The organism is Microbacterium foliorum, from assembly GCF_006385575.1.
Classification (GTDB): domain Bacteria; phylum Actinomycetota; class Actinomycetes; order Actinomycetales; family Microbacteriaceae; genus Microbacterium; species Microbacterium foliorum_B.
In genome coordinates, this window is the sequence record NZ_CP041040.1 from 1,361,177 (window position 1) to 1,382,239 (window position 21,063).

Sequence of the window (21,063 nt, forward strand, 5' to 3'; positions counted from 1 at the left end):
GGCCCGGTTCCAGAAGGAGCCGGGCCGTCGTCGTGTCCTGATCGTGCGGGTCAGTCGAAGATCCCGTCGAGGATGCTTCCGATGACGAGACCGCCCAGAATCCCGGAGGCGACGTCGCTGCCCCCGCCGCGTCGGCCGCCACCGCTCCAGCCGCCGCCACCCCAGCCGTCGCCGCCGCCCCAGCCCTGGTCCTGCGGTCGGGACGAATCGATGTCACGCTGAGCGAGTTGCAGGGCTTCCGACGCGAGGTGCGCAACGCGTCGAGCGCTGACCAACGCCTCGTCGCGGGTCTCCTCCGCCGGGAGCAGATCCGAGAGGTCGACGCGCAGCCTCTCGGCCTCTGCGAGGCGAGTGCGGGCATCCGCGCCGATCCAGCCGCGGTGCCCTGCGATGAGTCCACGGGCGACGCCGAGCTGACGGTCCGCGTCATCGATCGCGTGCTGCACCTGCTGGATGCTGGGCAGCGGGTGCGCTTCACGGTGGCGGGCGGTGGCGATCGCGTCGTCGAGCGCGGTGTTCGCTTCGCGCAGCTGCGACAGCTCCGCGAAGGGGTCTCCCGGGGTGCCGGCGGGCGACAGTGCGCTGAGAGCGTCCTGCAGGGCGGAGACGGCGGCAGCGACGGCCGGTACCTGCGGCGCGGTCCGCGCAGCGATGAGGTCGTTGCGGGAGTCCGCGACGACCTCCGCGAGGGTCGATTCCGCGCGCAGCGCCTCGATCTCGAAATCCTCCACGGCATCGAGCAGAGCGGATGCGCGGCGCGTCGCCTCGGTGGCGGTCTCGAGGGCGAGATTCGCCTCCTCGTTCTGCTTGGCGGCCCGACGCCGCTCCGAGACGGCGGCGCCATGAGTGGCGAAGGCGATCAGCTGCTCGGCCTCCGCAGCGCTGGCGGTGATCTGGTGCATCGCCGAGTCCGAGTAGCGAGAGGAGAGACGGGCGACGGTCTCGTTCGTGTGCGGGATCCGCGCGCTCAGCGTCTCGGCATCCGCTCGCACCTGGGCGATGACCTCCGGTGCTCGGCGCACCTTCGAGATCGATGTCGCGAGGTCCGATGTCTTCTCGTCGAGCAGATCCTGCGCCCAATCGCACAGCTGCATGATCCGCGCATTGCGGGTGCGGAGCTCCTCAGGAGTGTCGGGGATCTCATCGTGGTTGAGCTGGTGGAGCTGAAATGCCTCGCGCAGGTGAGTGCGCACGGCGCTCAGCGCCTTCTTCAGGTCACGAGTCAGCTGCTCGCCGAGCTCGGCCTCCGCGAACGCCAGTTCGTCGGAGGTGCTCCTGATGCGCTCGTCCGCAGACACGAGTGCCTGCTCTGCGCGGCGAGCCAGGTCGGCGTCCTGTGCGGCCAGTTGTTCCTGCTCGCGCTTGCGTCTGCCCCATATTCCAGCCATAGGACTGATCCTAGTTTCCCGGGCGGCAACCCTGGCTGTGCATACGCTCCAGGCGAACTCCGCTCAGACCAGCGCCCCGGCCTCCGCCCTCGCCGGCCGGCCGCGCTTCGGCCGCTCGGACGTCAGCTCCAGAGCGAGCGTGTGCTGGGGATGCTGCGCGAGACGCGTCTGCACGTGGTCGAGCCAGCGGAGCTCGGCCTCCGCGGTGAAGATCATCGAGTCGACCACGAGAGACCATGCGAGGCCTTGGGGACTGTCGTCCTCGCGCGACTCGCGCGCCGTGGTGAGATCCCCGAGATGCGCTTCGGACGCCGCACGCTGGGTCGCGATCACGCGGGTCGCGTCCGCGCCCGGAAGAGTCGCCGCGACGGCCAGCTTGATCGCGAGCTCGTCGCGCGTGGCTCGGCTCCGTGCAACGGGGGAATCCAGCCAACGGTCGACCTCGAACGCCCCGGCATCGGTGATCTCCCAGTACACATGCCCGTGCAGATCGGCCACTCCACGCTCGACGAGTCCGTCGCGCTCGAGGCGCTCGAGCGTGTTGTAGATCTGACCGACGTTGAGCGGCCAGACCGAACCGGTGCGTCGGTCGAACTCGTGGCGCAGCTGATAGCCGTAGCAGGGGCCCTGCGCGAGGATCGCGAGCAGACTCTGTCTGACCGACATATGGACCTCCCGGTGTCGTGGATCAATATATACATACTCGGAAACGTCAGGGCGGCGCGCCATGCAGACGACGTGCAGGTCACGGACGGGTAACATGACAAGGTATGCCTGGCGCGTGCCCGACAAGCGGCGCCGCCGGAACCATCGACAGGGAGATGACATCTGTGGCGAATCCTCTTGAGAAGCTGCTGCGCGCGGGAGAGGGGCGGGTCATCCGTCGCCTGAACCAGGTGGTGAAGGCCGTGAACGCGCTGGAAGAGGACATCTCCAAGCTCACGGACGATGAACTGCGCAACGAGACCGTCGAGCTGCGCGAGCGCTTCGCGAAGGGCGAGTCGCTCGACCAGCTCATGCCCGAGGCGTTCGCCGCGGTGCGTGAGGCGGCGAAGCGCACGCTCGGGATGCGTGCGTACGACGTGCAGATCATGGGTGGTGCCGCTCTTCACCTCGGCAACATCGCCGAGATGAAGACCGGTGAGGGCAAGACCCTGGTCGCCACCTTCCCCGCCTACCTGAATGCGATCGCGGGCGAGGGCGTCCACGTGATCACCGTCAACGACTTCCTCGCGAGCTACCAGGCCGAGCTCATGGGCCGCGTGTACCGGGCACTCGGCATGTCGACCGGAATCATCGTCTCGGGTCAGACTCCGGCAGTGCGTCGCGAGCAGTATGCGTCTGACATCACCTACGGCACGAACAACGAGTTCGGCTTCGACTATCTTCGCGACAACATGGCGTGGCGCAAGGAAGACCTCGTCCAGCGCGAGCACTACTTCGCGATCGTCGACGAGGTCGACTCGATTCTCATCGACGAGGCACGGACGCCGCTGATCATCTCCGGTCCGTCGTCGGGAGAGGCCAACCGCTGGTTCGCCGAGTTCGCGAAGATCGCCCGCACCCTCGAAGCAGGCGTCGACTACGAGGTCGATGAGAAGAAGCGCACGGTCGGCGTGCTCGAGCCCGGTATCGAGAAGGTCGAGGACTACCTCGGCATCGACAACCTGTACGAGTCCGCGAACACCCCGCTGATCTCCTTCCTCAACAACTCGATCAAGGCCCTCGCGCTCTTCAAGAAGGACACCGACTACGTCGTCATGAACGACGAGGTCATGATCGTCGATGAGCACACCGGCCGCATCCTGGTCGGACGTCGCTACAACGAGGGCATCCACCAGGCCATCGAGGCGAAGGAGGCCGTGCCGGTCAAGGCCGAGAACCAGACTCTCGCCACGGTCACGCTGCAGAACTACTTCCGTCTCTACGACAAGCTCGCCGGCATGACCGGTACCGCCGAGACCGAGGCGGCCGAGTTCATGTCGACCTACAAGCTCGGTGTCATCCCGATCCCCACGAACCGGCCGATGGTCCGCAAGGATCAGTCCGATCTCGTCTACAAGAACGAGACCGCCAAGTTCGCCCAGGTCGTCGAGGACATCGCCGAGCGCCACGCGAACGGCCAGCCTGTGCTCGTCGGAACGGTCAGCGTCGAGAAGAGCGAGTACCTGTCGCGACTCCTCGCCAAGAAGGGCGTCAAGCACGAGGTCCTGAACGCGAAGAACCACGCGCGTGAGGCAGAGATCGTGGCGCGAGCAGGGCGCCTCGGCGCCGTCACGGTCGCTACCAACATGGCCGGTCGTGGAACCGACATCATGCTCGGCGGCAACGCCGAGTTCCTCGCGGTGCAGGAGCTCAAGGGCAAGGGGCTCGACCCCGTCGAGACGCCTGAGGAGTACGAGGTCGCGTGGGACGAGACCTACGAGGCGATGAAGGCGATCGTGGCCGAGGAGGCCGAGAAGGTCATCGAGGCCGGCGGCCTCTACGTCCTGGGCACCGAGCGCCACGAGTCGCGTCGTATCGACAACCAGCTGCGAGGCCGTTCCGGTCGTCAGGGTGACCCGGGCGAGAGCCGCTTCTACCTGAGCCTCACCGACGACCTGATGCGTCTGTTCCAGTCGGGGGCCGCCGAAGCGATCCTGGCCCGCACCAACTTCCCCGACGACGTCCCGATCGAGTCGGGTCTCGTGTCGCGGGCCATCCGCAGCGCTCAGTCGCAGGTCGAGTCCCGCAACGCCGAGATGCGCAAGAACGTCCTCAAGTACGACGACGTCCTGAACCGCCAGCGAGAGGCGATCTACGCCGACCGCCGTCACATCCTGCAGGGCGACGACATCGCCGACCGGGTACAGCACTTCATCGAAGACGCGATCAGCGGCGTGGTGCGGGATCACACCGGCGAGGGGCACAACGAGAGCTGGGACTTCGACGCACTCTGGACAGAGCTCAAGACGCTCTATCCGGTTAGTGTGACGATCGACGAGGTCGTCTCGGAGGCCGCAGGCCGCAAGGGCGGGATCACCGCGGACGGGCTGACCCGTGAGCTGCTCTCCGACGCGAAGATCGCCTACGAGACCCGCGAGGAGTCGCTCGGAGAAGCGGCCACCCGCGAGCTCGAGCGTCGCGTCGTGCTCCAGGTTCTCGACCGTCGCTGGCGCGATCACCTCTACGAGATGGACTACCTCAAGGACGGCATCGGCCTTCGTGCGATGGCGCAGCGCGACCCGCTGATCGAGTACCAGCGTGAGGGCTACGCGATGTTCCAGTCGATGATGGGGCAGATCAAGGAGGAATCCGTCGGATACCTCTACAACCTCGAGGTCGAGGTTCGCCGCGCAGGCGACTCACAGACCGCCGAGGTCGAGGCCAAGGGCCTTGCCGAAGGTGCGGGAGACCAGCATCTCGAGTACTCCGCGGCGAACGACGCCGGCGAGGTCGAGGTGCGCGACGACCGAGGGCGAGTCCAGCAGGCAGCGACCGAGAAGCTCCGTCAGGCGGCTGCCGCGCGTCAGACGCCGGCCGCGCAGGCAGAGCCAGAGGAAGCTCCGCGCGGAGCGTTCGGGCAGCGCACGGAGCCCTCTGCGGCACCTGCCGGCAACCGTGAGCAGCGCCGGGCGCAGGGCAAGAAGAAGAAGTAGCAGCACGTACGAAGAGGGGCCGGTCCGGATGGATCGGCCCCTCTTCTCGTCATTGTAGGCTTGCGCAATGACACCAACGCGCCACTTCGACCAGTCGTCGAAGCTCAAGAACGTCCTGTACGAGATCCGTGGAAACACGCTCGTCGAGGCGGCGCGGCTCGAGGCCGAGGGACACCGGATCCTCAAGCTCAACACGGGCAACCCTGCCATCTTCGGCTTCGAGGCACCCCACCAGATCGTGCACGACATGCTCGCGGCGCTTCCGACCGCTCACGGGTACAGCGACAGCAAGGGGATCATCTCGGCGCGCCGCGCCGTGGTCAGCCGGTACGAGGAGATCCCCGGGTTCCCCCGATTCGATCCCGAGGACGTCTTCCTCGGCAACGGCGTGTCCGAGCTCATCACGATGACGATGCAGGCGCTTCTCGACGAGGGCGATGAGGTGCTGATCCCGGCACCCGACTATCCGCTGTGGACCGCCATGACGAGTCTGGCTGACGGCACTCCGGTGCATTACCTCTGCGACGAGGACAACGGCTGGCAGCCCGACCTCGAGGACATCCGGTCGAAGATCACTCCTCGCACCAAAGCCCTCGTGATCATCAACCCCAACAACCCGACCGGCGTCGTCTACTCGCGCGAGGTCCTCGAGGGGATGGTTCAGATCGCGAGAGAGAACCAGCTGCTGCTGCTCTCCGACGAGATCTACGACCGCATCCTGTTCGACGGTGCGGTGCACATCCCTACGGCCACGTTGGCGCCCGATCTTCTGTGCCTGACCTTCAACGGACTCTCGAAGACGTATCGAGTCGCCGGATTCCGGTCCGGATGGCTTGTGATCACCGGGCCTCAGGACCACGCGAAGGGGTTCCTCGAGGGGATCAACCTGCTCGCATCCACGCGCCTCTGCCCGAACGTGCCCGCGCAGTACGCGGTGCAGGCGGCTCTCGGGGGAGTGCAGTCGATCGATTCCCTGATCGCTCCGACCGGACGCCTGCACGAGCAGCGCGACATCGCGTGGGAAGGGCTCGAGTCGATCCCCGGGGTCTCCTGCGTCAAGCCTGTCGGCGCCCTGTACGCCTTCCCTCGTCTCGACCCGAATGTCCACGAGATCAGGGATGATGCGAAGCTGGTCTACGACCTGCTGGTCTCCGAGCACATTCTGCTCGTGCAGGGGACCGGCTTCAACTGGCCGACGCCCGATCACCTCAGGCTCGTCACGCTTCCCGAGCCTCGCGTGCTCGCAGAAGCCGTCGAGCGCCTCGGGAACTTCCTCTCGAGCTACCGCCAGTAGGCGGCTGCGACACCGCAGAGGCGTAGGTCTCTGCAATGCGACGCACGCCGGCGACCAGTGTCGAGCGCGGGGTGAGATCAGCCATCGGCCGTGCGTGCAGCAGAGCGGAGTCAGCGGCGCGCTGATCGAACGGGAGGAACGCGATGTCGGTGATGCCTGCGAACCTCTCGAGGGTGCGTCGGATCTGACCACGCGCGTCGATGCCCAGGGGGCCTGGCCGCACGCGGTTCACGACGACCCTGACGGGTGTGGGGGTGGTGAGTCTTCTGAGCTCGGCATGTTCTCTCACGAAGCGACTGATGCCGAGGGGGTCGGCTGACGCGACCGCGATGATCGAATCCGCCTCCTGCAGCACCGCGACCGTGGCCGCGTGGCGGCGCGGTCCGGTGAGGTCGTAGGTGGCCTCGTCGTCTGCGTCGAAGGCGCTCGCCACGTCGACGACGGTCTCCTCCGCCCAACTGCGGCAGGCGCGCAGAGTGGTCTGAAGGCGGCGGGCTCCCAGCTCCGGCCAGCGTCCTGGGCGATTGATGCCGCCGAGGACCTCGATCTCTCCGGCGCTGGTCTCGAGGATCGTCGCGAGCCGCGTGAGCTCGGCCGAGTCGAGTGCGCCGAGTTCTGCGCGTCGGCACGCTGCGGCGATGCCGGGCGCATCGTCGCTGAGCCCCAGAAGGAGCGCGAGTGACGGCGCGACGGTGTCGGCATCCACCAGGGCGGTGCGCCGACCCGTCCGACAGAGTTCGACGGCGAGCTGAATCGCGATGGTCGACCTTCCGGGTGCCCCGGAAGGGCCCCACACGGCCGTCACGCGATGTGGCGGTGATGCGGCACGCTCGACGGTGTCGGGGATGTCAGCGGTCAGCGCTGCCGCGACCTCCCAGCCGCTCGCATCCGTCGGGAGTGCAGTGGCGAGTCCGTAGCGCCCGAGCAGTCTGCTGTCGCTGTCGCCGAGCGGGACGATCCGCACGCCTGCCCTGTCGCACTCAGCGATGAGCTCGGGCGTCAGCACGGCGCGGGTGGCGGTGACGATGGCGGCATCGACGCCTTCGGGCAGAGGGAGGATCCTGCTCGGCTGGACGATGGAGACCACACTGATGCCCTCCATCTCCAGCTCGTCGGCCAGGACGCGCGCGCGGGCTTCCGTAACGGCGATGATGACCGAGGTCATGAGGCCGAGCCGATCGGCACGATGGAGAGCGCAGAGCCGCCGGTGATCGCGGCCAGCACCTCAGGGACATCCGTTCGGTCGATCACCACCTCCGCGGTGGTTCCCTCCGCAGCGAGCATCCCCTCCGTCTTCGTGACCGATGCGACGATCGCGTCGGCCACGAGGATGCGAGGGGGACTCTGGCTGCCGTCGTCGCCGACCGGTGGCGAGTGCCAGAGCTCGATGACGCTCCCGGCGGCGACCTCGCCCGGGATCCCCGTGCTGCTCTCGACGACGATCGTGGTCGTCCTGTCGGCATCGGCGTCCTCGGTCGCAGAGGTCGCCAGGAGCTCTCCCTCGAACAGTGTGCGGGACGCGACCTGACCTGGTCTGAGCTCCTGCGGTGCCAGGTAGCGGTCCGTGACAGTGCCGAGGCCGACTTCGACCACCTGGAAGTCGCCCGAGACGAGCGCTTCGCCGAGCACGATAGTGCGCGTCGCCTGAAGCACAGGGGTCGTGGTGCCGGAGGAGGAGACGACGGCCCAGACGCCGCCGATCGACAACGCGACGACGGCGATGCCGATCAGGAAGCGCGCGTCACCCCAGACGGCGCGACGGGAACGGACGAACTTGCTCATGCCGACATGGTCACAGAAATCGATGCGGCTGCTCGAGACTTATCCACAGCATCGGGTCGACGCTGGCGCTCCGGCACGGCAGGAGGAGAATGGGAGCATGCCTCATTCCTCTCACCCGGCGCAGGGCTTCCTCGCTCCGGCGCAGGTGGCGGAGCTGCTGAGCATCGAGATCGACGAGGTCGTCGAACTCGTGTATGAGGGTCGTCTGCGCGGATCCAAGCTCGGCGCGCCGGCCCGATGGCGCATCGAGGCGTCGAGTCTTTCGGAGTATCTCGCCGAGCAGTCGGAGGAGGCCAGACGCATGGCGCTGTGGCGACAGGCGAACGAGGCCAGTTTTCCGGAGGTCTGGGGTACTTCCCGCCGTCATGGCATCTGATCTCCGGAGGTCTGCACCGAGGCGACGGCAGCGAATGGGATCATCTGAAAGCTCTGCACCGACGAGGCGATCCGCGCCTCACCCGGATCGTGCAGAGCGAGATCCAGATGATCCGCTCCCGCCCTGTCGATGGTTCCGTGCACGTCGGAGTCGTCGACGCTGACGATCCTCACCGGAGCCCGCCGCCGGGCGAGATCACGCAGAACGAACCCGAGCGACATACGCTCGCGGAGCACGGGCGCGGAGCCTCCTTCATCATCCAGACTCGACAGCAGCAGGCCGTGGTCGACGGTCAGCCCTCGTACCGCGTGCAACGGGACGATCAGGGTCGATCGCTTGGCCGTCGATTCCTCGGCCTGTGCGATCGTGGCGGCGATCCAGTCGGAGCCGAGCGCGTTCAGCCGGGCACGCACACGTCTTCCGCCCGGCAGATCGAGGGTCGCCGGAGCAGCTGACGCGCAGAGCACCCTCAGGCGGCTGCGAAGTTCGAGCCGCGAGATGCGCAGTCGCTCGGATTCGGCGTCGAGCGCCGCACGCTCGCTCTCCCACTCTGAGGCGAGCTGGCCTTCGAGGTCTTCGAACAGTCGATCCCAGTGCACGCGCCCCACCGTAAATGAAGTCCAGGAGGGCATGTACGAGTTATCCACATACATCGCGAACGCGGCCCGGACGGCGACCGTGCGCATGCTCTACTTGGCGCAGTCTTCCCGATGGAGAGTGCCTCAGATGATGCTTCACGAGTACTTCGCCCCGCAGCCGACGCCTCGCGCCGAGCTTCCGGATCCGCATCCGCTGCTGCGGAGCCTGACGCAGGGCGTGCTCGAGGTGCTCGCGGGAGTCAGAGAAGTCGATCAGCTCGCCCGCTGGTTCAATGAAGACGCGTACCGGAGCCTGGTGACGCGGGCGAACCTCTCGGCGAGGGCGCGCAGTGCGAGGGGGGTCTCGCCTGCGCGCCCGACTTTCGAGATCCTGTCGATCCGTGTGACCGAACCTGTCGACGGCAAGGTCGAAGCGGTGGTGGTCGTCGCTGGTCCGGGCCGCACCCGGGCGGTGGCGATCCGCCTCGAAGGACTCGACCGTCGCTGGCGTGCGACGTCGCTGGCCGTTCTCTGAGCCGGCGCGCTCTAGGCTGGTGGGGTGTCAACGCTCAGCGACCTCGCCAATGCCCAGGGCCGTCTTGCCGACAACGATGTCGAGTGGCTGCACCGACTCGCCGGTGACGGTCAGCTTCTCGCGGACCTCGCTTCGGCGGACATCGTGGTCTGGATCGAGACCGACGACGGATCCTTCGTCGCCGTCGCGCACGCACGTCCGAGCGGAGCAGCCACTCTGTTCTACCGGGACATCGTCGGCGAGCGGGTGCGCCCTCAGTGGCGCACGCAGGTGCAGGGGGCATTCGATTCGGCGAAGATCGTGGACTCCTCTTCACCGGACTGGTTCGAAGAGACCCCGACGCGTGTCAGAGCAGTGCCGATCGTCAACGAACGTCGCGGCGCTGAGCACCAGGCCGTCGTCATCGGCGTCGTCACCCGGCACACGAACCTCGGCGAGGCTCGGACTCCGTCTCGGCAGCAGATCACGTTCGACGAGTGCGCCAATGACATCTTCCGCATGATCGCCGACGGCAGCTTTCCGGATCCCGCGGCTCCGACATCTCCTCGTCGCGGTGCGCCGCGGGCGTCGGACGGCCTGATCCGCATCGATGTCGACGGGATCACGACGTTCGCCAGCCCGAACGCGCTCTCGGCGTTCAATCGCATGGGGTTCGATGACGAGCTCGAGGGTGAATCGCTCGCGGAGGTCACCACGAGGCTAGTGCCGCCGTCTCGGCAGGTCGACGAGTCTCTGCCCGTCGTCGTGACCGGACGCGCACCGTGGCGGACCGACATCGAAGCGCGGGGCGTCACGGTCTCGCTGCGGGCGATTCCGCTGAAGGATCACGGAACCCGCATCGGCGCGATCCTCCTGTGCCGCGATGTGTCGGAGCTGCGCCACCAGGAGCAGGAGCTCATCACCAAGGATGCGACGATTCGCGAGATCCACCACCGCGTCAAGAACAATCTGCAGACCGTCGCCTCGCTGCTTCGCATCCAGGCGCGACGCACGCACTCCGATGAGGCACGCGATGCACTGACTCAGGCGATGAGACGCGTCGATTCGATCGCCGTCGTGCACGACACGCTGGCCCAGGGGCTGACGCAAAAGGTCGACTTCGACGAGGTGTTCCATCGCGTCCTCAAGCTGGTGGCCGAGGTCGCGTCGGCGCCGAACACCCGCGCGCGCACGCGATCGACGGGCCGCTTCGGCGTCCTGCCGAGCGAATACGCGACACCGCTGGCGCTCGCTCTCACCGAGGTTGTCACGAATGCCGTCGAGCATGGCCTCGCAGGGCAGGAAGGCATGGTCACGATCGATGCGGCGCGCACCGAGGAGAATCTGCGCGTCACGGTGCACGACACCGGAAAGGGGCTGCCGGAGGGGCGGATCGGTCAGGGGCTGGGAACTCAGATCATCCGCACCCTCATTCAGGGCGAGCTCAGCGGATCGATCGAGTGGCGGGGGAGCGAAGGCGAGGGCACCGAGGTCGTCATCGACATTCCGCTCCGCTGGCTGACCAAGTAGGCGGAGAGCCCCCGGCAGCACCGAGCGGAGACAGAGAAGCGGCCCGAGACATCGTCTCGGGCCGCTTCTCGATGTTCAGGAGGCGCGGCGGGCGCGAGCGGCGCGGCGCTTGAGGGCCCGGCGCTCGTCTTCGGAAAGACCGCCCCACACGCCCGAGTCCTGGCTGGACTCGAGGGCGTACTGCAGGCAGATCTCAGTCACCGTGCAGGTGGCGCAGACGGTCTTCGCCTTCTCGATCTGGTCGACGGCCGGACCGGTGTTCCCGACAGGGAAGAACAGCTCGGGGTCGACAGTCAGGCAGGCGGCCTTATCGCGCCAGTCCATGGGGGCTCCTCGGTGTGGTTTTTCAGAAATCATCGCATTGCGACGACTCGGATTTCGGGTGCAGATCGGGTTCAGCTACCCTGTATGAGATACGGACGGATGCCCGCTTTCTGTGATGCGAGCGCGAAGCCCGCCCCACGCCGCTGTGGGAGCACATGACGTTGTCTATTCTGTTACATGAAACCGGCGAAATCAAGGGTTTCCGCCGTTCTCATTCGATTCTCAGGAGACAACAGTGCGCTCACCCGGCCTCGCTCTGGCGGCTTCCGCGGTTCTCGCGGCAGAGGGTGCCGCACTGATCGTCTTCGCCCTCATCGAACTCGTCGGTCTCGGCGCAGGTGATGCCGCCTCGCTGCCGACGGCGCTCGCCCTCATCGTGCTGACGTTCGTCGGCGCTGTCGCCCTCTTCGCCTTCGCCATCGGGACCAGGACGGGCCGTTCATGGGCGCGCTCGGGCGGTGTCGTCTTCCAAGTGCTCGCCATCGCGATCGCGCTCGCCTCGCTCACGCTGCAGCCGGTGGCCTGGGCGTTCACCGTCGGCGTCGGCCTGCCCGCGCTGCTGTGCTTCGCACTGCTGATCGCAAGCACGCGCGCCGAGAACGAGCGCCCGGCGGAGTGAGTCTCAGGCGTCGATGCCGAGCAGCTTGCGCAGACGCGCGACGTGCCCTGTGGCCTTGACGTTGTACTGAGCGAGGGTGATCGTGCCCTCCTCATCGAGCACGAAGGTCGAGCGGATGACACCCTCTACGACCTTGCCGTAGTTCATCTTCTCGCCCCAGACTCCGTATGCGGTGTGCACGGCGTGGTCCGGGTCGCTGAGAAGGGCGAAGGTCAGACCGTCACGCTCGCGGAACTCGGCGAGCTTCACAGGCTCGTCGCGCGAGACCCCGATCACGCGGTATCCGGCGCCCTCGAGCGAAGAGATGCTGTCGCGGAAGTCGCAGGCCTGCGTCGTGCAGCCGGGTGTCATGGCGGCCGGATAGAAGTAGAGCACGGTCTTCTGGCCGCGCAGATCGTCGAGTCGGACGGTCGCGCCGTCCTGGTCGAGGAGAGCGAAGTCGGGGGCAGCGGATCCGGAGTCGAGGCGCACAGTCACATGCTCAGCCTACCGGCCGGGCGTCTGCTCCGCCTTGTCGGCGAACGTCTGCAGAAGCCTCTGCAGTGAGTCCAGGCGCGCCCGTCCCGTCTCGCTCAGCTCGCCGCTCTCGGCCGCTTCGATGAGCGCGCAATCCGGAGCATCCGCGAGGTGGGTGCATCCGCGCGGGCACTTCTCGGCGATCTCCGCCAGCTCTGTGAAGGCGGCGAGGATGTTCGCGGGGTTCACGTGCCCCAGACCGAAGGATCGGACGCCGGGGGTGTCGATCACCCAGCCGTTGCCCTCCGGGCTGACGTATCTCAGCGAGACGGTCGATGACGAGGTGTGTCGGCCGCGGCCGGTGACCTGGTTGACGTGCCCTGTCGCACGAAGGGCGCTGGGCACCAGGGCGTTCACGAGCGTCGACTTGCCCACACCGGAGTGGCCGACGAAGACCGTGGAGTGTCCGACGAGGGCAGCGCCGATCTCGTCGACGGGCATCTCATCCTGTGCACTGGTGAAGACGCGCAGATCGTCGAGTCCGTCGAAATGCGACAGGAAGGTGCTGGGATCGGCCAGGTCCGTCTTCGTGACGACGAGGAGCGGACGGACACCGGCATCCAACGCGGCCACGAGGTAGCGGTCGACCAGTCGGGCACGCGGCTCGGGGTCGGCGGCGGCGACGACGACGAGCATCTGATCGGCGTTCGCGACGATGACCCGCTCGACCTGGTCGGTGTCGTCGGCGCTGCGTCGGAGGAGGGACGTGCGGTCGGCGATACCGATGATCCGGCCCAGAGTGCCGTCTTCGCCCGAGACATCGCCGACGACCTTCGCAAGATCACCGGTGACGACCGGGTTCCTGCGGAGCTCCCGCGCCCGTGCCGCGGTGATCATGCGCTCGTCAGGCGTGTCCTCATCGATCAGCACCGAGTACCGACCACGGTCCACCCCGAGGACGCGGCCGATCTGCGCGTCGTCGTGAGCCGGCCGTCGCTTGGTGCGGGGGCGGTTGGCCTTCGGGTTCGGGCGCGTGCGGATGCTGCTCTCGTCATAGTCCTCGAAGTCGTCCTCGAGGTCGTCGGAGTCGTCGAGCCAGCTCACGTGGATGCGCCCCGCAGCATCCGCTCCCACAGGAGGGTGAACTCCGGGAGAGTCTTGGACGTGGTGCCGATGTCGTCGATCTCGACCCCGGGGACCCGCAGGCCGATGAGGGCTCCCGTCGTCGCCATCCGATGGTCGTGGTGCGCTGCCCAGCGGCCACCGTGCAGCGGTCGCGGAATGATGCGCAGGCCGTCGGAGAGCTCTTCCGCCTCGCCGCCGAGGGCGCGGATGTCGCCGATGAGAGCTGCGATGCGATCTGTCTCGTGGAGTCGGATGTGACCGATGCCGCGGATAGTGGTGGGGCCGGACGCGAACGCAGCGAGCCCGACGAGTGTCGGGGTCAGCTCGCTCGCCGCCGACAGATCCATGTCGAGCCCGCGGATCTCGGTTCCCGCCCTGACCGTCAGCGTTCCGCTGTGACGGCCGACGTGCGCGCCCATGGCCTGGAGGATCTCGGGAAGCAGAGCGCCCGGCTGGGTGGAGTGCACCGGCCAACCCGGCACCGATACCGCGCCCCCCGTGACCAGTGCAGCGGCGAGGAACGGGGCGGCGTTCGAGAGATCGGGCTCGATGGCGATCTCCTTGGCGCGTGGCACGCCTGCCTCCACGAGCCACTCGCCCGTCGCGGGTCGCTCGATCCGGATGCCGCGACGGCTCAGCGCCTCGATGGTCATGTCGATGTGAGGAAGACTCGGCAGATGCTCGCCGGTGTGCACGAGGTGCAGACCGACGTCGAAGCGCGGGGCGGCGAGCAGGAGTCCCGAGACGAACTGGCTGGATGCCGAGGCGTCGATCTCGATGCGTCCGCCGCGGATACGCCCGTGGCCGCGGACGGTGAACGGCAGGGCCCACGTGCCCTCGTCGTCGATGTCGACTCCGAGGTCGCGTAGTGCGCTGATGAGGCCGCCCATCGGACGGTGCAGGGCCGTCTCGTGTGCGGTGAGGTGCACGTCGTGCTGTGCGAGCCCAGCCAGCGGCGCGATGAAGCGCATCACGGTGCCGGCCTGGCCGCAGTCGATCGTGGTGCCGCCCACGAGCTTGGCCGGAGTGATCGCGAGGTCGGGCCCGAACTCTCCGTTGCCGTCGATCTCCTCTATGCCGACGCCCAGGGCGCGGAGGGCGTCGATCATGCGTCGGGAGTCGTCGGAGTGCAGAGGGGCGATGAGCCTGCCCGGTCCGTCCGCGATCGCGGCGATGATGAGCTCGCGATTGGTGAGCGATTTCGAGCCGGGGATGGTCACGGTCGCATGGACGGCTGCGGTGCTCGTCGGCGCGACATAGACGCCCTGGACAGGGGAGGGGGAATACCTGTTCGCGCTCATCGGTTCCCACCTTAGTAAACGCGAGTGTCCGAACGATCGAATATGGGCGCACGCCGACAAGGAGAGAGCATGCTCGCAACGCTGGAACGCGAGTCGGTCGACCTCACCCGCCTAGACTGGCCGGTGATGGATGACACGGCAACCGCAGAGACGGTCAGCGACCCTCGACGCGAATTCGAGGAACAGGCGATCCCGTTCATGGATCAGCTCTATGCCGCGGCGATGCGCATGACGCGCAACCCGGCGGACGCTGCTGACCTCGTGCAGGAGACCTTCGTCAAGGCATACGGGTCGTGGGCGACGTTCTCGCAGGGCACGAACCTCAAGGCGTGGCTGTATCGCATCCTCACCAACACGTACATCAACATCTACCGTAAGAAGCAGCGCGAGCCGTTCCAGGGCACGATCGACGAGCTCGAGGACTGGCAGATGGGCGGTGCGGAGTCGACCACCGCGTCGCACAGCCGTTCGGCCGAGGCGGAAGCCATCGACCACATGCCTGCATCGGTCGTCAAGGACGCGCTGCAGGCCGTGCCAGAGGACTTCAGATTGGCGGTGTACCTCGCTGATGTGGAGGGCTTCGCCTATCAGGAGATCGCGGACATCATGAAGACACCCATCGGCACCGTGATGAGCCGTCTGCATCGAGGCAGGCGGATGCTGCGGGAGCTGCTGGCTGAGTACGCCGTGGAGCGGGGAATCTCTGCGGCCGACCCGAGGAGCAAGAAATGACCGACTGCGGCTGCGACAAGGCCCGCAAGGATCTCGAGGAGTACCTCCGCAACGAGGTGTGCAACACCGAGCACACCGAGATCCGTGAGCACCTCGAGAACTGCCCGTCCTGCCGGGATGAGGCGCTCGTCGCTACGACCCTCACCGAGGTCGTGGCGCGCGCATGCAAGGAGACGGCACCCGAAGAGCTGCGTGACCAGGTGTTCGCCCGGCTGCGTGAGGTGCAGGCTTCACAGCACTGACGCGGGACCGTCTGTCGCGCCTGCCCATAGGGTGGAGGAATGACCGACGCGCTAACCGTCCCCGTTGATCCTGTGTCCGCTGGACGCCTGGCCGCGAAGAACCTCGTCTACCGACTCGTCGACAACGGGTCGGATGCTGATACCGAGGCCTTCCTGAGGGCGGAAGCACGAGGCTTCCTCGATGCCGATCCCACGCCCGAGCAGATCATCGCAGATCGCACACTGCTCGCGACCCGTCGCAACGTCGGTGTGTTCGAGGAGAATGCCCCTGACGGTGCCTTCCCGGTCGCCACAGTCAACTCGTGGGTCACGCCCCTGACCGTGCCCGGCGGCGAGGTCGGCATGTGGGCGATCAGCGCTGTCACGGTCTCGGGCACTCACCGTCGCCGCGGTATCGCACGCAACCTGCTCGAAGGCGAGCTGCGTGCCGCCGCGGGAGCGGGTGTGGCACTCGCCGGCCTCACTGTCTCGGAGGCGACGATCTACGAGCGATACGGGTTCGCCTCGGCTATCCCCGCTGCCAAGGTGTCGATCGATGCGCCGAGAGCGGGCTGGAACGGCCCGGCGACGGATGGCCGCATCGAGTACGTCGACCGCGAAACGCTTCAGAAGGACCTGTCTGCCCTGCATGAGGAGGCGCGAACACAGCGCTCCGGTCAGATCGCAGGGTGGGACGCGCGCTGGGAGCGGATCGCCGGGCTGTCTGTGGGCCACACAGCTCCGCGCGCCGTTCGGGGCGTGCGCTACCTCGACGCCGACGGAGCAGTGCGGGGTGCGATGGCCTACACGCTCAAGGAGGTCGCGGGGAGCTTCCGCGCCGACATGGAGATCCACCACCTGGCCTCGACCACGACGGACGCCCTGTCCGCGCTCTGGAGATTCGCTCTGCAGCACGACCTGGTGTCGAAGGTGATCGTCGACCTGCGTCCGATCGACGATCCGATCACCTGGCTCGTCAACGACCAGCGAGGCGTGGAACTCACTCCGCACGACCACGGGTGGCTGCGCATCCTCGACGTGTCGGCTGCGCTCAGCGCTCGGACGTACCGGGCGCCCCTCGATGTGGTCTTCCGAGTCGAAGACCCTCTCGGCTTCGCCGAAGGCTCGTGGCGACTGACCTCGGATGCCGATGGAACGGCTGACGTCACGCGCGCCGACGGTGATGTGGAGCCCGATGTCGTTCTCGGCGTCGGCGCGCTCTCGTCGATCTACGCGGGCGGAGTCAGCGCCGTGCGGCTGCGCGCGGCCGGCCGTCTGCGCGCATCGGCTGAGACGGCGGCATCGCTGGACGATGCGTTCCGCACGGCAGATGCCCCGCTTCTGGGCATCTGGTACTGAGAGACGTCCCCCCGGCGACGACGACAGACTACACAGCGAGAGGCTCACGGTGATCCCGTGAGCCTCTCGCTGTTTCTCGGATGGTCGTCAGCTGATGGTGAGCGCGTCTCGCAGGAGCTTCGCCTGCTCTGCGGCGTGCACCTTCGACGAGCCCGTCGCGGGCGATGCCGACGCCGGCCGCGATACCGGACGGAAGCTGCGGTCACCGGGGACGTCGGCGAATGCGAGAGCCAGGAACGGCCAGGCTCCCTGGTTCTCCGGCTCCTCCTGCACCCACACCAGCTCGGCGTTCGGGTAGGAGTCGGTGATGGCCTTCAGACCGTCGATCGGCGTCGGGTACAGCTGCTCGAGCCGGACCAGCGCGACCTCGGGGTTCGGGTTCTTCTCGAGTTCGGCCTTGAGGTCCCAGTGGACCTTGCCCGAGTGCACGAGCACGCGCTTCACGGCGTTGCGGTCGAGACCGCGGCCGTCGTCGATAACGGGCTCGAAGCGACCCTGAGTGAAGGCCTCGACCGGGCTCGTCGCACCGCGCAGTCGCAGCATGGCCTTCGGAGTGAAGACGATGAGCGGCTTGCGCGGACGGGCGTAGGCCTGACGACGCAGCAGGTGGAAGTACGATGCGGGCGTCGACGGGCGCGCGACGATCATGTTGTCCTGCGCGCACATCTGCAGGAAGCGCTCGATGCGCGAGGACGAGTGGTCCGGTCCCTGACCCTCATAGCCGTGGGGGAGGAGCAGGGTGACGCTGGACTGCTGTCCCCACTTCTGCTCGGCCGCCGAGATGTACTCGTCGATGACCGACTGGGCGCCGTTCACGAAATCGCCGAACTGGGCTTCCCACAGGACGAGGGCCTCCGGCGCCTCGACCGAGTAGCCGTACTCGAAGCCGAGAGCCGCGTACTCGCTCAGCAGCGAGTCGTAGACGAAGAAGCGCCCCTGGGATTCCGACAGGTTCGACAGCGGCAGCCACTCCTGGCCGTTCGCGCGATCGTGCAGAGTCGCGTGACGCTGCACGAACGTGCCGCGGCGCGAGTCCTGCCCTGCGAGTCGGACGGGCGTGCCTTCTACGAGCAGCGAGCCGAAGGCGAGCAGCTCGCCGAAGCCCCAGTCGATGTTGCCGTTGCGGCTCATGTCGAGACGCTTCTCGAGCTGCTGCTGCAGCTTGGGGTGCACGGTGAAGCCCTCGGGCTTGTTCACGAACGCGTCGCCGATGAGCTGGATGACCTCGTTCGAGACTCCGGTGATCTCCGGGGCACCGACCTGCTCGTCAGCGGGCGGGAGGTCCTGCGGGATCTGGTTGGCGCCTGTCTCGGCGGCGTGGGTCTCTGCGAAGGCGATCTCCAGACGGTTCTGGAAGTCGGCCTTGGCCTCGTCGTACTCCTCTTCGGTGATGTCACCACGACCGACGAGCGACTCGGTGTAGAGCTTGCGCACCGACCGCTTCGCCTGGATGAGATCGGTCATCAGCGGCTGCGTCATCGAGGGGTCGTCTCCCTCGTTGTGTCCGCGGCGGCGGTAGCAGACGAGGTCGATCACGACGTCGCGGTGGAACCTCTCGCGGTACTCGAACGCGAGCTGCGCGACATGGATGACGGCCTCGGGGTCGTCACCGTTCACATGGAACACCGGCGCCTGGATCGTCTTCGCGACATCGGTCGCGTACACCGAGCTGCGCGAGTCGTTGGGGAGGGTCGTGAAGCCCACCTGGTTGTTGACGACGACGTGGATCGTGCCGCCGGTGCGGTATCCGCGCAGCTGAGACATCTGCAGAGTCTCGACGACCACGCCCTGACCGGCGAACGCCGCGTCGCCGTGGACCAGGATCGGCAGCCAGGCGAACGTGCCGATCGGCTTGCGGTCCTGTTTGGCGCGGACGATGCCCTCGAGCACGCCGTCGACGGTCTCGAGGTGAGACGGGTTCGCGGCGAGGTAGACCGGGAGCTCGGACCCGTCGTCGGCGACGAAGGTGCCCTCGGTGCCGAGGTGGTACTTCACATCGCCGGAGCCGCGCTGGTTGCCGGGGGTCTGCGTGCCCTCGAACTCCTGGAACACGTGGCCGTAGGTCTTGCCGGCGATGTTCGTCAGGACGTTCAGACGACCCCGGTGCGCCATGCCGATCGCGGCGCCTTCGAGGCCGGAGGTGGCTGCACCCTGGAGGATCTCGTCGAGCAGCGGGACGAGCGACTCGCCGCCCTCGAGCGAGAATCGCTTCTGACCGACGAACTTCGTCTGCAGGAAGGTCTCGAACGCCTCGGCCTCGTTGAGCTTGCGGAGGACCCGCAGCTGCTCGTCGTGGCCGGGCTTCTGGTACTTGACCTCGACCTTCTCCTGGAACCAGCGACGCTGCTCCGGGTCCTGGATGTGCATGTACTCGATGCCGAGCGTGCGACAGTACGAGTCACGCAGGACGCCGAGGATGTCGCGGAGCTTGGCGACCCGACGGCCGCCGAACCCGCCGGTGACGAACTCACGGTCGAGGTCCCAGAAGGTGAGGCCGTGGCTCTCGATCTCGAGGTCGGGGTGCGAGCGCTGGACGTACTCGAGCGGGTCGATGTCGGCCATCAGGTGTCCGCGCACGCGGAACGAGTTGATGAGCTCCTGCACGCGGGACTGCTTGTCGACGCGCTCAGCGAGGTCGACCGCGATGTCGGGATTCCAGCGGATCGGCGAGTACGGGATGCGCAGAGCGGCGAAGATGTCGTCGTAGAAGCCGCGCTGCCCGATGAGCAGCTCGTGCACCTTCTTGAGGAACTCTCCGGAACCGGCACCCTGGATGACGCGGTGGTCGTAGGTGCTCGTCAGCGTGATGGTCTTGCCGATCGCCAGCTCGTTGAGCGTCTTCTCGCTCGCTCCCTGGAACTCCGCCGGGTACTCGAGCGCACCGGCGCCGATGATGCAGCCCTGCCCCTTCATGAGGCGGGGAACCGAATGCACGGTTCCGATGCCGCCGGGGTTGGTCAGCGACACCGTGGTGCCCTGGAAGTCGGCCGCCGTCAGCTTGTTGTTGCGGGCGCGCGTGACGAGGTCTTCGTAGGCGACGAGGTACTCGCTGAACGTCAGCGTGTCGGCGCGCTTGATGCTGGGGACCATCAGCGCGCGGGTGCCGTCGGGCTTCGGCAGGTCGATGGCGATGCCGAGGTTCACGTGCGCCGGCGCCACGACCGAGGGCTTGCCGTCGATCTCGGCGTAGAACACGTTCTGGCTGCGGAAATCGTCGAGCGTGCGGATGAGCGCCCAGCCGATGAGGTGCGTGAAGCTGATCTTGCCGCCACGGGTGCGAGCCATGTGGTTGTTGATGACGATGCGGTTGTCGATCATCAGCTTCGCGGGCACCGTGCGGACGCTGGTTGCGGTGGGGACGGTCAGGGACTCGTCCATGTTCGCGGCGAGGGTCTTGGGCAGACCGCGGAGCGGCGTGACCTTGTCTTCTTCGGCGGGCTCCGCCGACTCCGGAGCCTCGGCCTTCGCCGCGGGCTTGGGGGCCTGCGCGGGGATCGGGGCCGCAGCTGCGGGCTTGGTGGTGGTGCGCGCCACGGGCTGTGCACCGATCACGGGGATGGGTGCGGTCACCGGATGCGCGGGCTGCTCGGCAGCGGGTGCGGGAGCTGCGGTGCCGGTCGCGGCATCCGACTGGTACTTCTCGAGAATGGGCCACCATTCCTTGTCGACGGAGTCGCGGTTCACCTTGTACTGCTCGTAGAGCTCTTCGACGAGCCAGGAATTGGCTCCGAACCCCCCGTCGCCCCCGACGCCGGTCACCTGGTTCGACACGCTCGATCGCCCTCTTTCATCGCTGAAGTCCATATGTGCACACCGGGTCGCAGGA

General features: G+C 67.2%; 19 protein-coding genes. 9 read left to right on the plus strand and 10 right to left on the minus strand.

All coding sequences use genetic code 11. From position 1 onward, the window contains the following. Positions 1-50 precede the first annotated feature (50 nt). The gene (locus FIV50_RS06470) at positions 51-1,388 is read right to left on the minus strand and encodes a hypothetical protein (protein WP_140036720.1); all 1,338 of its coding nucleotides are present in this window, start codon (positions 1,386-1,388) and stop codon (positions 51-53) included. A gap of 63 nt (positions 1,389-1,451) precedes the next feature. Next, positions 1,452-2,054, minus strand: a complete 603-nt coding sequence (locus FIV50_RS06475; protein WP_140036721.1) for a PadR family transcriptional regulator — start codon at positions 2,052-2,054, stop codon at positions 1,452-1,454. A gap of 164 nt (positions 2,055-2,218) precedes the next feature. Between FIV50_RS06475 and secA the strand changes: the two genes are divergently transcribed. Together secA and FIV50_RS06485 are read left to right on the plus strand one after the other, a co-directional pair. Then, positions 2,219-5,026 (plus strand): preprotein translocase subunit SecA, encoded by a 2,808-nt coding sequence (gene secA, locus FIV50_RS06480; RefSeq protein ID WP_140036722.1) that lies wholly within the window; start codon positions 2,219-2,221, stop codon positions 5,024-5,026. Positions 5,027-5,093: 67 nt separating this feature from the next. Further along, complete coding sequence (locus FIV50_RS06485; protein ID WP_140036723.1) at positions 5,094-6,320, plus strand: pyridoxal phosphate-dependent aminotransferase; 1,227 nt, start codon at positions 5,094-5,096, stop codon at positions 6,318-6,320. Here FIV50_RS06485 and FIV50_RS06490 read toward each other — a convergent pair. Next, a complete protein-coding gene (locus FIV50_RS06490) occupies positions 6,244-7,485 on the minus strand; it encodes an AAA family ATPase (protein WP_140036724.1) in 1,242 nt (413 codons plus the stop codon). The genes FIV50_RS06485 and FIV50_RS06490 overlap by 77 nt on opposite strands. Next, the gene (locus tag FIV50_RS06495; protein WP_140036725.1) at positions 7,482-8,102 is read right to left on the minus strand and encodes a hypothetical protein; all 621 of its coding nucleotides are present in this window, start codon (positions 8,100-8,102) and stop codon (positions 7,482-7,484) included. Before FIV50_RS06495 ends, FIV50_RS06490 begins: the two co-directional genes overlap by 4 nt. Before the next feature lie 97 nt (positions 8,103-8,199). Between FIV50_RS06495 and FIV50_RS06500 the strand changes: the two genes are divergently transcribed. Further along, complete coding sequence (locus tag FIV50_RS06500) at positions 8,200-8,478, plus strand: helix-turn-helix domain-containing protein (protein WP_140036726.1); 279 nt, start codon at positions 8,200-8,202, stop codon at positions 8,476-8,478. On the opposite strand, the gene FIV50_RS06505 is transcribed toward FIV50_RS06500, so the two are convergent. Continuing rightward, positions 8,466-9,110: a hypothetical protein gene (locus tag FIV50_RS06505; protein ID WP_258184457.1), complete on the minus strand. Its 645-nt coding sequence runs from the start codon at positions 9,108-9,110 to the stop codon at positions 8,466-8,468. The two genes, FIV50_RS06500 and FIV50_RS06505, sit on opposite strands and share 13 nt — an antisense overlap. 94 nt (positions 9,111-9,204) lie before the next feature. On the opposite strand from FIV50_RS06505, the gene FIV50_RS06510 reads away from it, so the two are divergent. Continuing rightward, positions 9,205-9,591, plus strand: a complete 387-nt coding sequence (locus tag FIV50_RS06510) for an Rv3235 family protein (protein WP_181164351.1) — start codon at positions 9,205-9,207, stop codon at positions 9,589-9,591. 24 nt (positions 9,592-9,615) lie between these two features. Next, on the plus strand, positions 9,616-11,100 hold the full coding sequence (locus tag FIV50_RS06515) for a sensor histidine kinase (RefSeq protein ID WP_140036727.1): 1,485 nt from the start codon (positions 9,616-9,618) through the stop codon (positions 11,098-11,100). A 75-nt stretch (positions 11,101-11,175) separates the two neighbouring features. Here FIV50_RS06515 and FIV50_RS06520 read toward each other — a convergent pair whose 3' ends face one another. Continuing rightward, positions 11,176-11,424, minus strand: a complete 249-nt coding sequence (locus tag FIV50_RS06520) for a WhiB family transcriptional regulator (RefSeq protein ID WP_028503730.1) — start codon at positions 11,422-11,424, stop codon at positions 11,176-11,178. A 235-nt stretch (positions 11,425-11,659) separates the two neighbouring features. On the opposite strand from FIV50_RS06520, the gene FIV50_RS06525 reads away from it, so the two are divergent. Then, positions 11,660-12,043, plus strand: coding sequence for a hypothetical protein (locus FIV50_RS06525; protein WP_140036728.1), 384 nt, complete (start codon positions 11,660-11,662; stop codon positions 12,041-12,043). Between the two features lie 3 nt (positions 12,044-12,046). Here the strand turns inward: FIV50_RS06525 and bcp are convergent, their stop codons facing one another. Genes bcp through aroA form a run of 3 tightly spaced genes read right to left on the minus strand, consistent with a single transcriptional unit; the run spans position 12,047 to position 14,925 of the window. After that, positions 12,047-12,520, minus strand: a complete 474-nt coding sequence (gene bcp, locus FIV50_RS06530) for a thioredoxin-dependent thiol peroxidase (protein ID WP_140036729.1) — start codon at positions 12,518-12,520, stop codon at positions 12,047-12,049. A gap of 9 nt (positions 12,521-12,529) precedes the next feature. Next, a complete protein-coding gene (gene rsgA, locus FIV50_RS06535) occupies positions 12,530-13,603 on the minus strand; it encodes a ribosome small subunit-dependent GTPase A (RefSeq protein ID WP_140036730.1) in 1,074 nt (357 codons plus the stop codon). Next, positions 13,600-14,925, minus strand: coding sequence for a 3-phosphoshikimate 1-carboxyvinyltransferase (gene aroA / locus FIV50_RS06540; protein WP_140036731.1), 1,326 nt, complete (start codon positions 14,923-14,925; stop codon positions 13,600-13,602). The genes rsgA and aroA overlap by 4 nt, the downstream gene beginning before the upstream one ends. Before the next feature lie 69 nt (positions 14,926-14,994). On the opposite strand from aroA, the gene FIV50_RS06545 reads away from it, so the two are divergent. The 3 genes from FIV50_RS06545 to FIV50_RS06555 are packed head-to-tail and all read left to right on the plus strand — an operon-like array spanning position 14,995 to position 17,237. Beyond that, positions 14,995-15,657, plus strand: coding sequence for a sigma-70 family RNA polymerase sigma factor (locus FIV50_RS06545; protein WP_140036732.1), 663 nt, complete (start codon positions 14,995-14,997; stop codon positions 15,655-15,657). After that, positions 15,654-15,899: a zf-HC2 domain-containing protein gene (locus FIV50_RS06550; protein ID WP_056376255.1), complete on the plus strand. Its 246-nt coding sequence runs from the start codon at positions 15,654-15,656 to the stop codon at positions 15,897-15,899. Before FIV50_RS06545 ends, FIV50_RS06550 begins: the two co-directional genes overlap by 4 nt. A gap of 39 nt (positions 15,900-15,938) precedes the next feature. Then, a complete protein-coding gene (locus FIV50_RS06555; protein ID WP_140036733.1) occupies positions 15,939-17,237 on the plus strand; it encodes a GNAT family N-acetyltransferase in 1,299 nt (432 codons plus the stop codon). Between the two features lie 87 nt (positions 17,238-17,324). On the opposite strand, the gene FIV50_RS06560 is transcribed toward FIV50_RS06555, so the two are convergent. Beyond that, the gene (locus FIV50_RS06560) at positions 17,325-21,008 is read right to left on the minus strand and encodes a multifunctional oxoglutarate decarboxylase/oxoglutarate dehydrogenase thiamine pyrophosphate-binding subunit/dihydrolipoyllysine-residue succinyltransferase subunit (RefSeq protein ID WP_140036734.1); all 3,684 of its coding nucleotides are present in this window, start codon (positions 21,006-21,008) and stop codon (positions 17,325-17,327) included. Positions 21,009-21,063 lie beyond the last annotated feature (55 nt).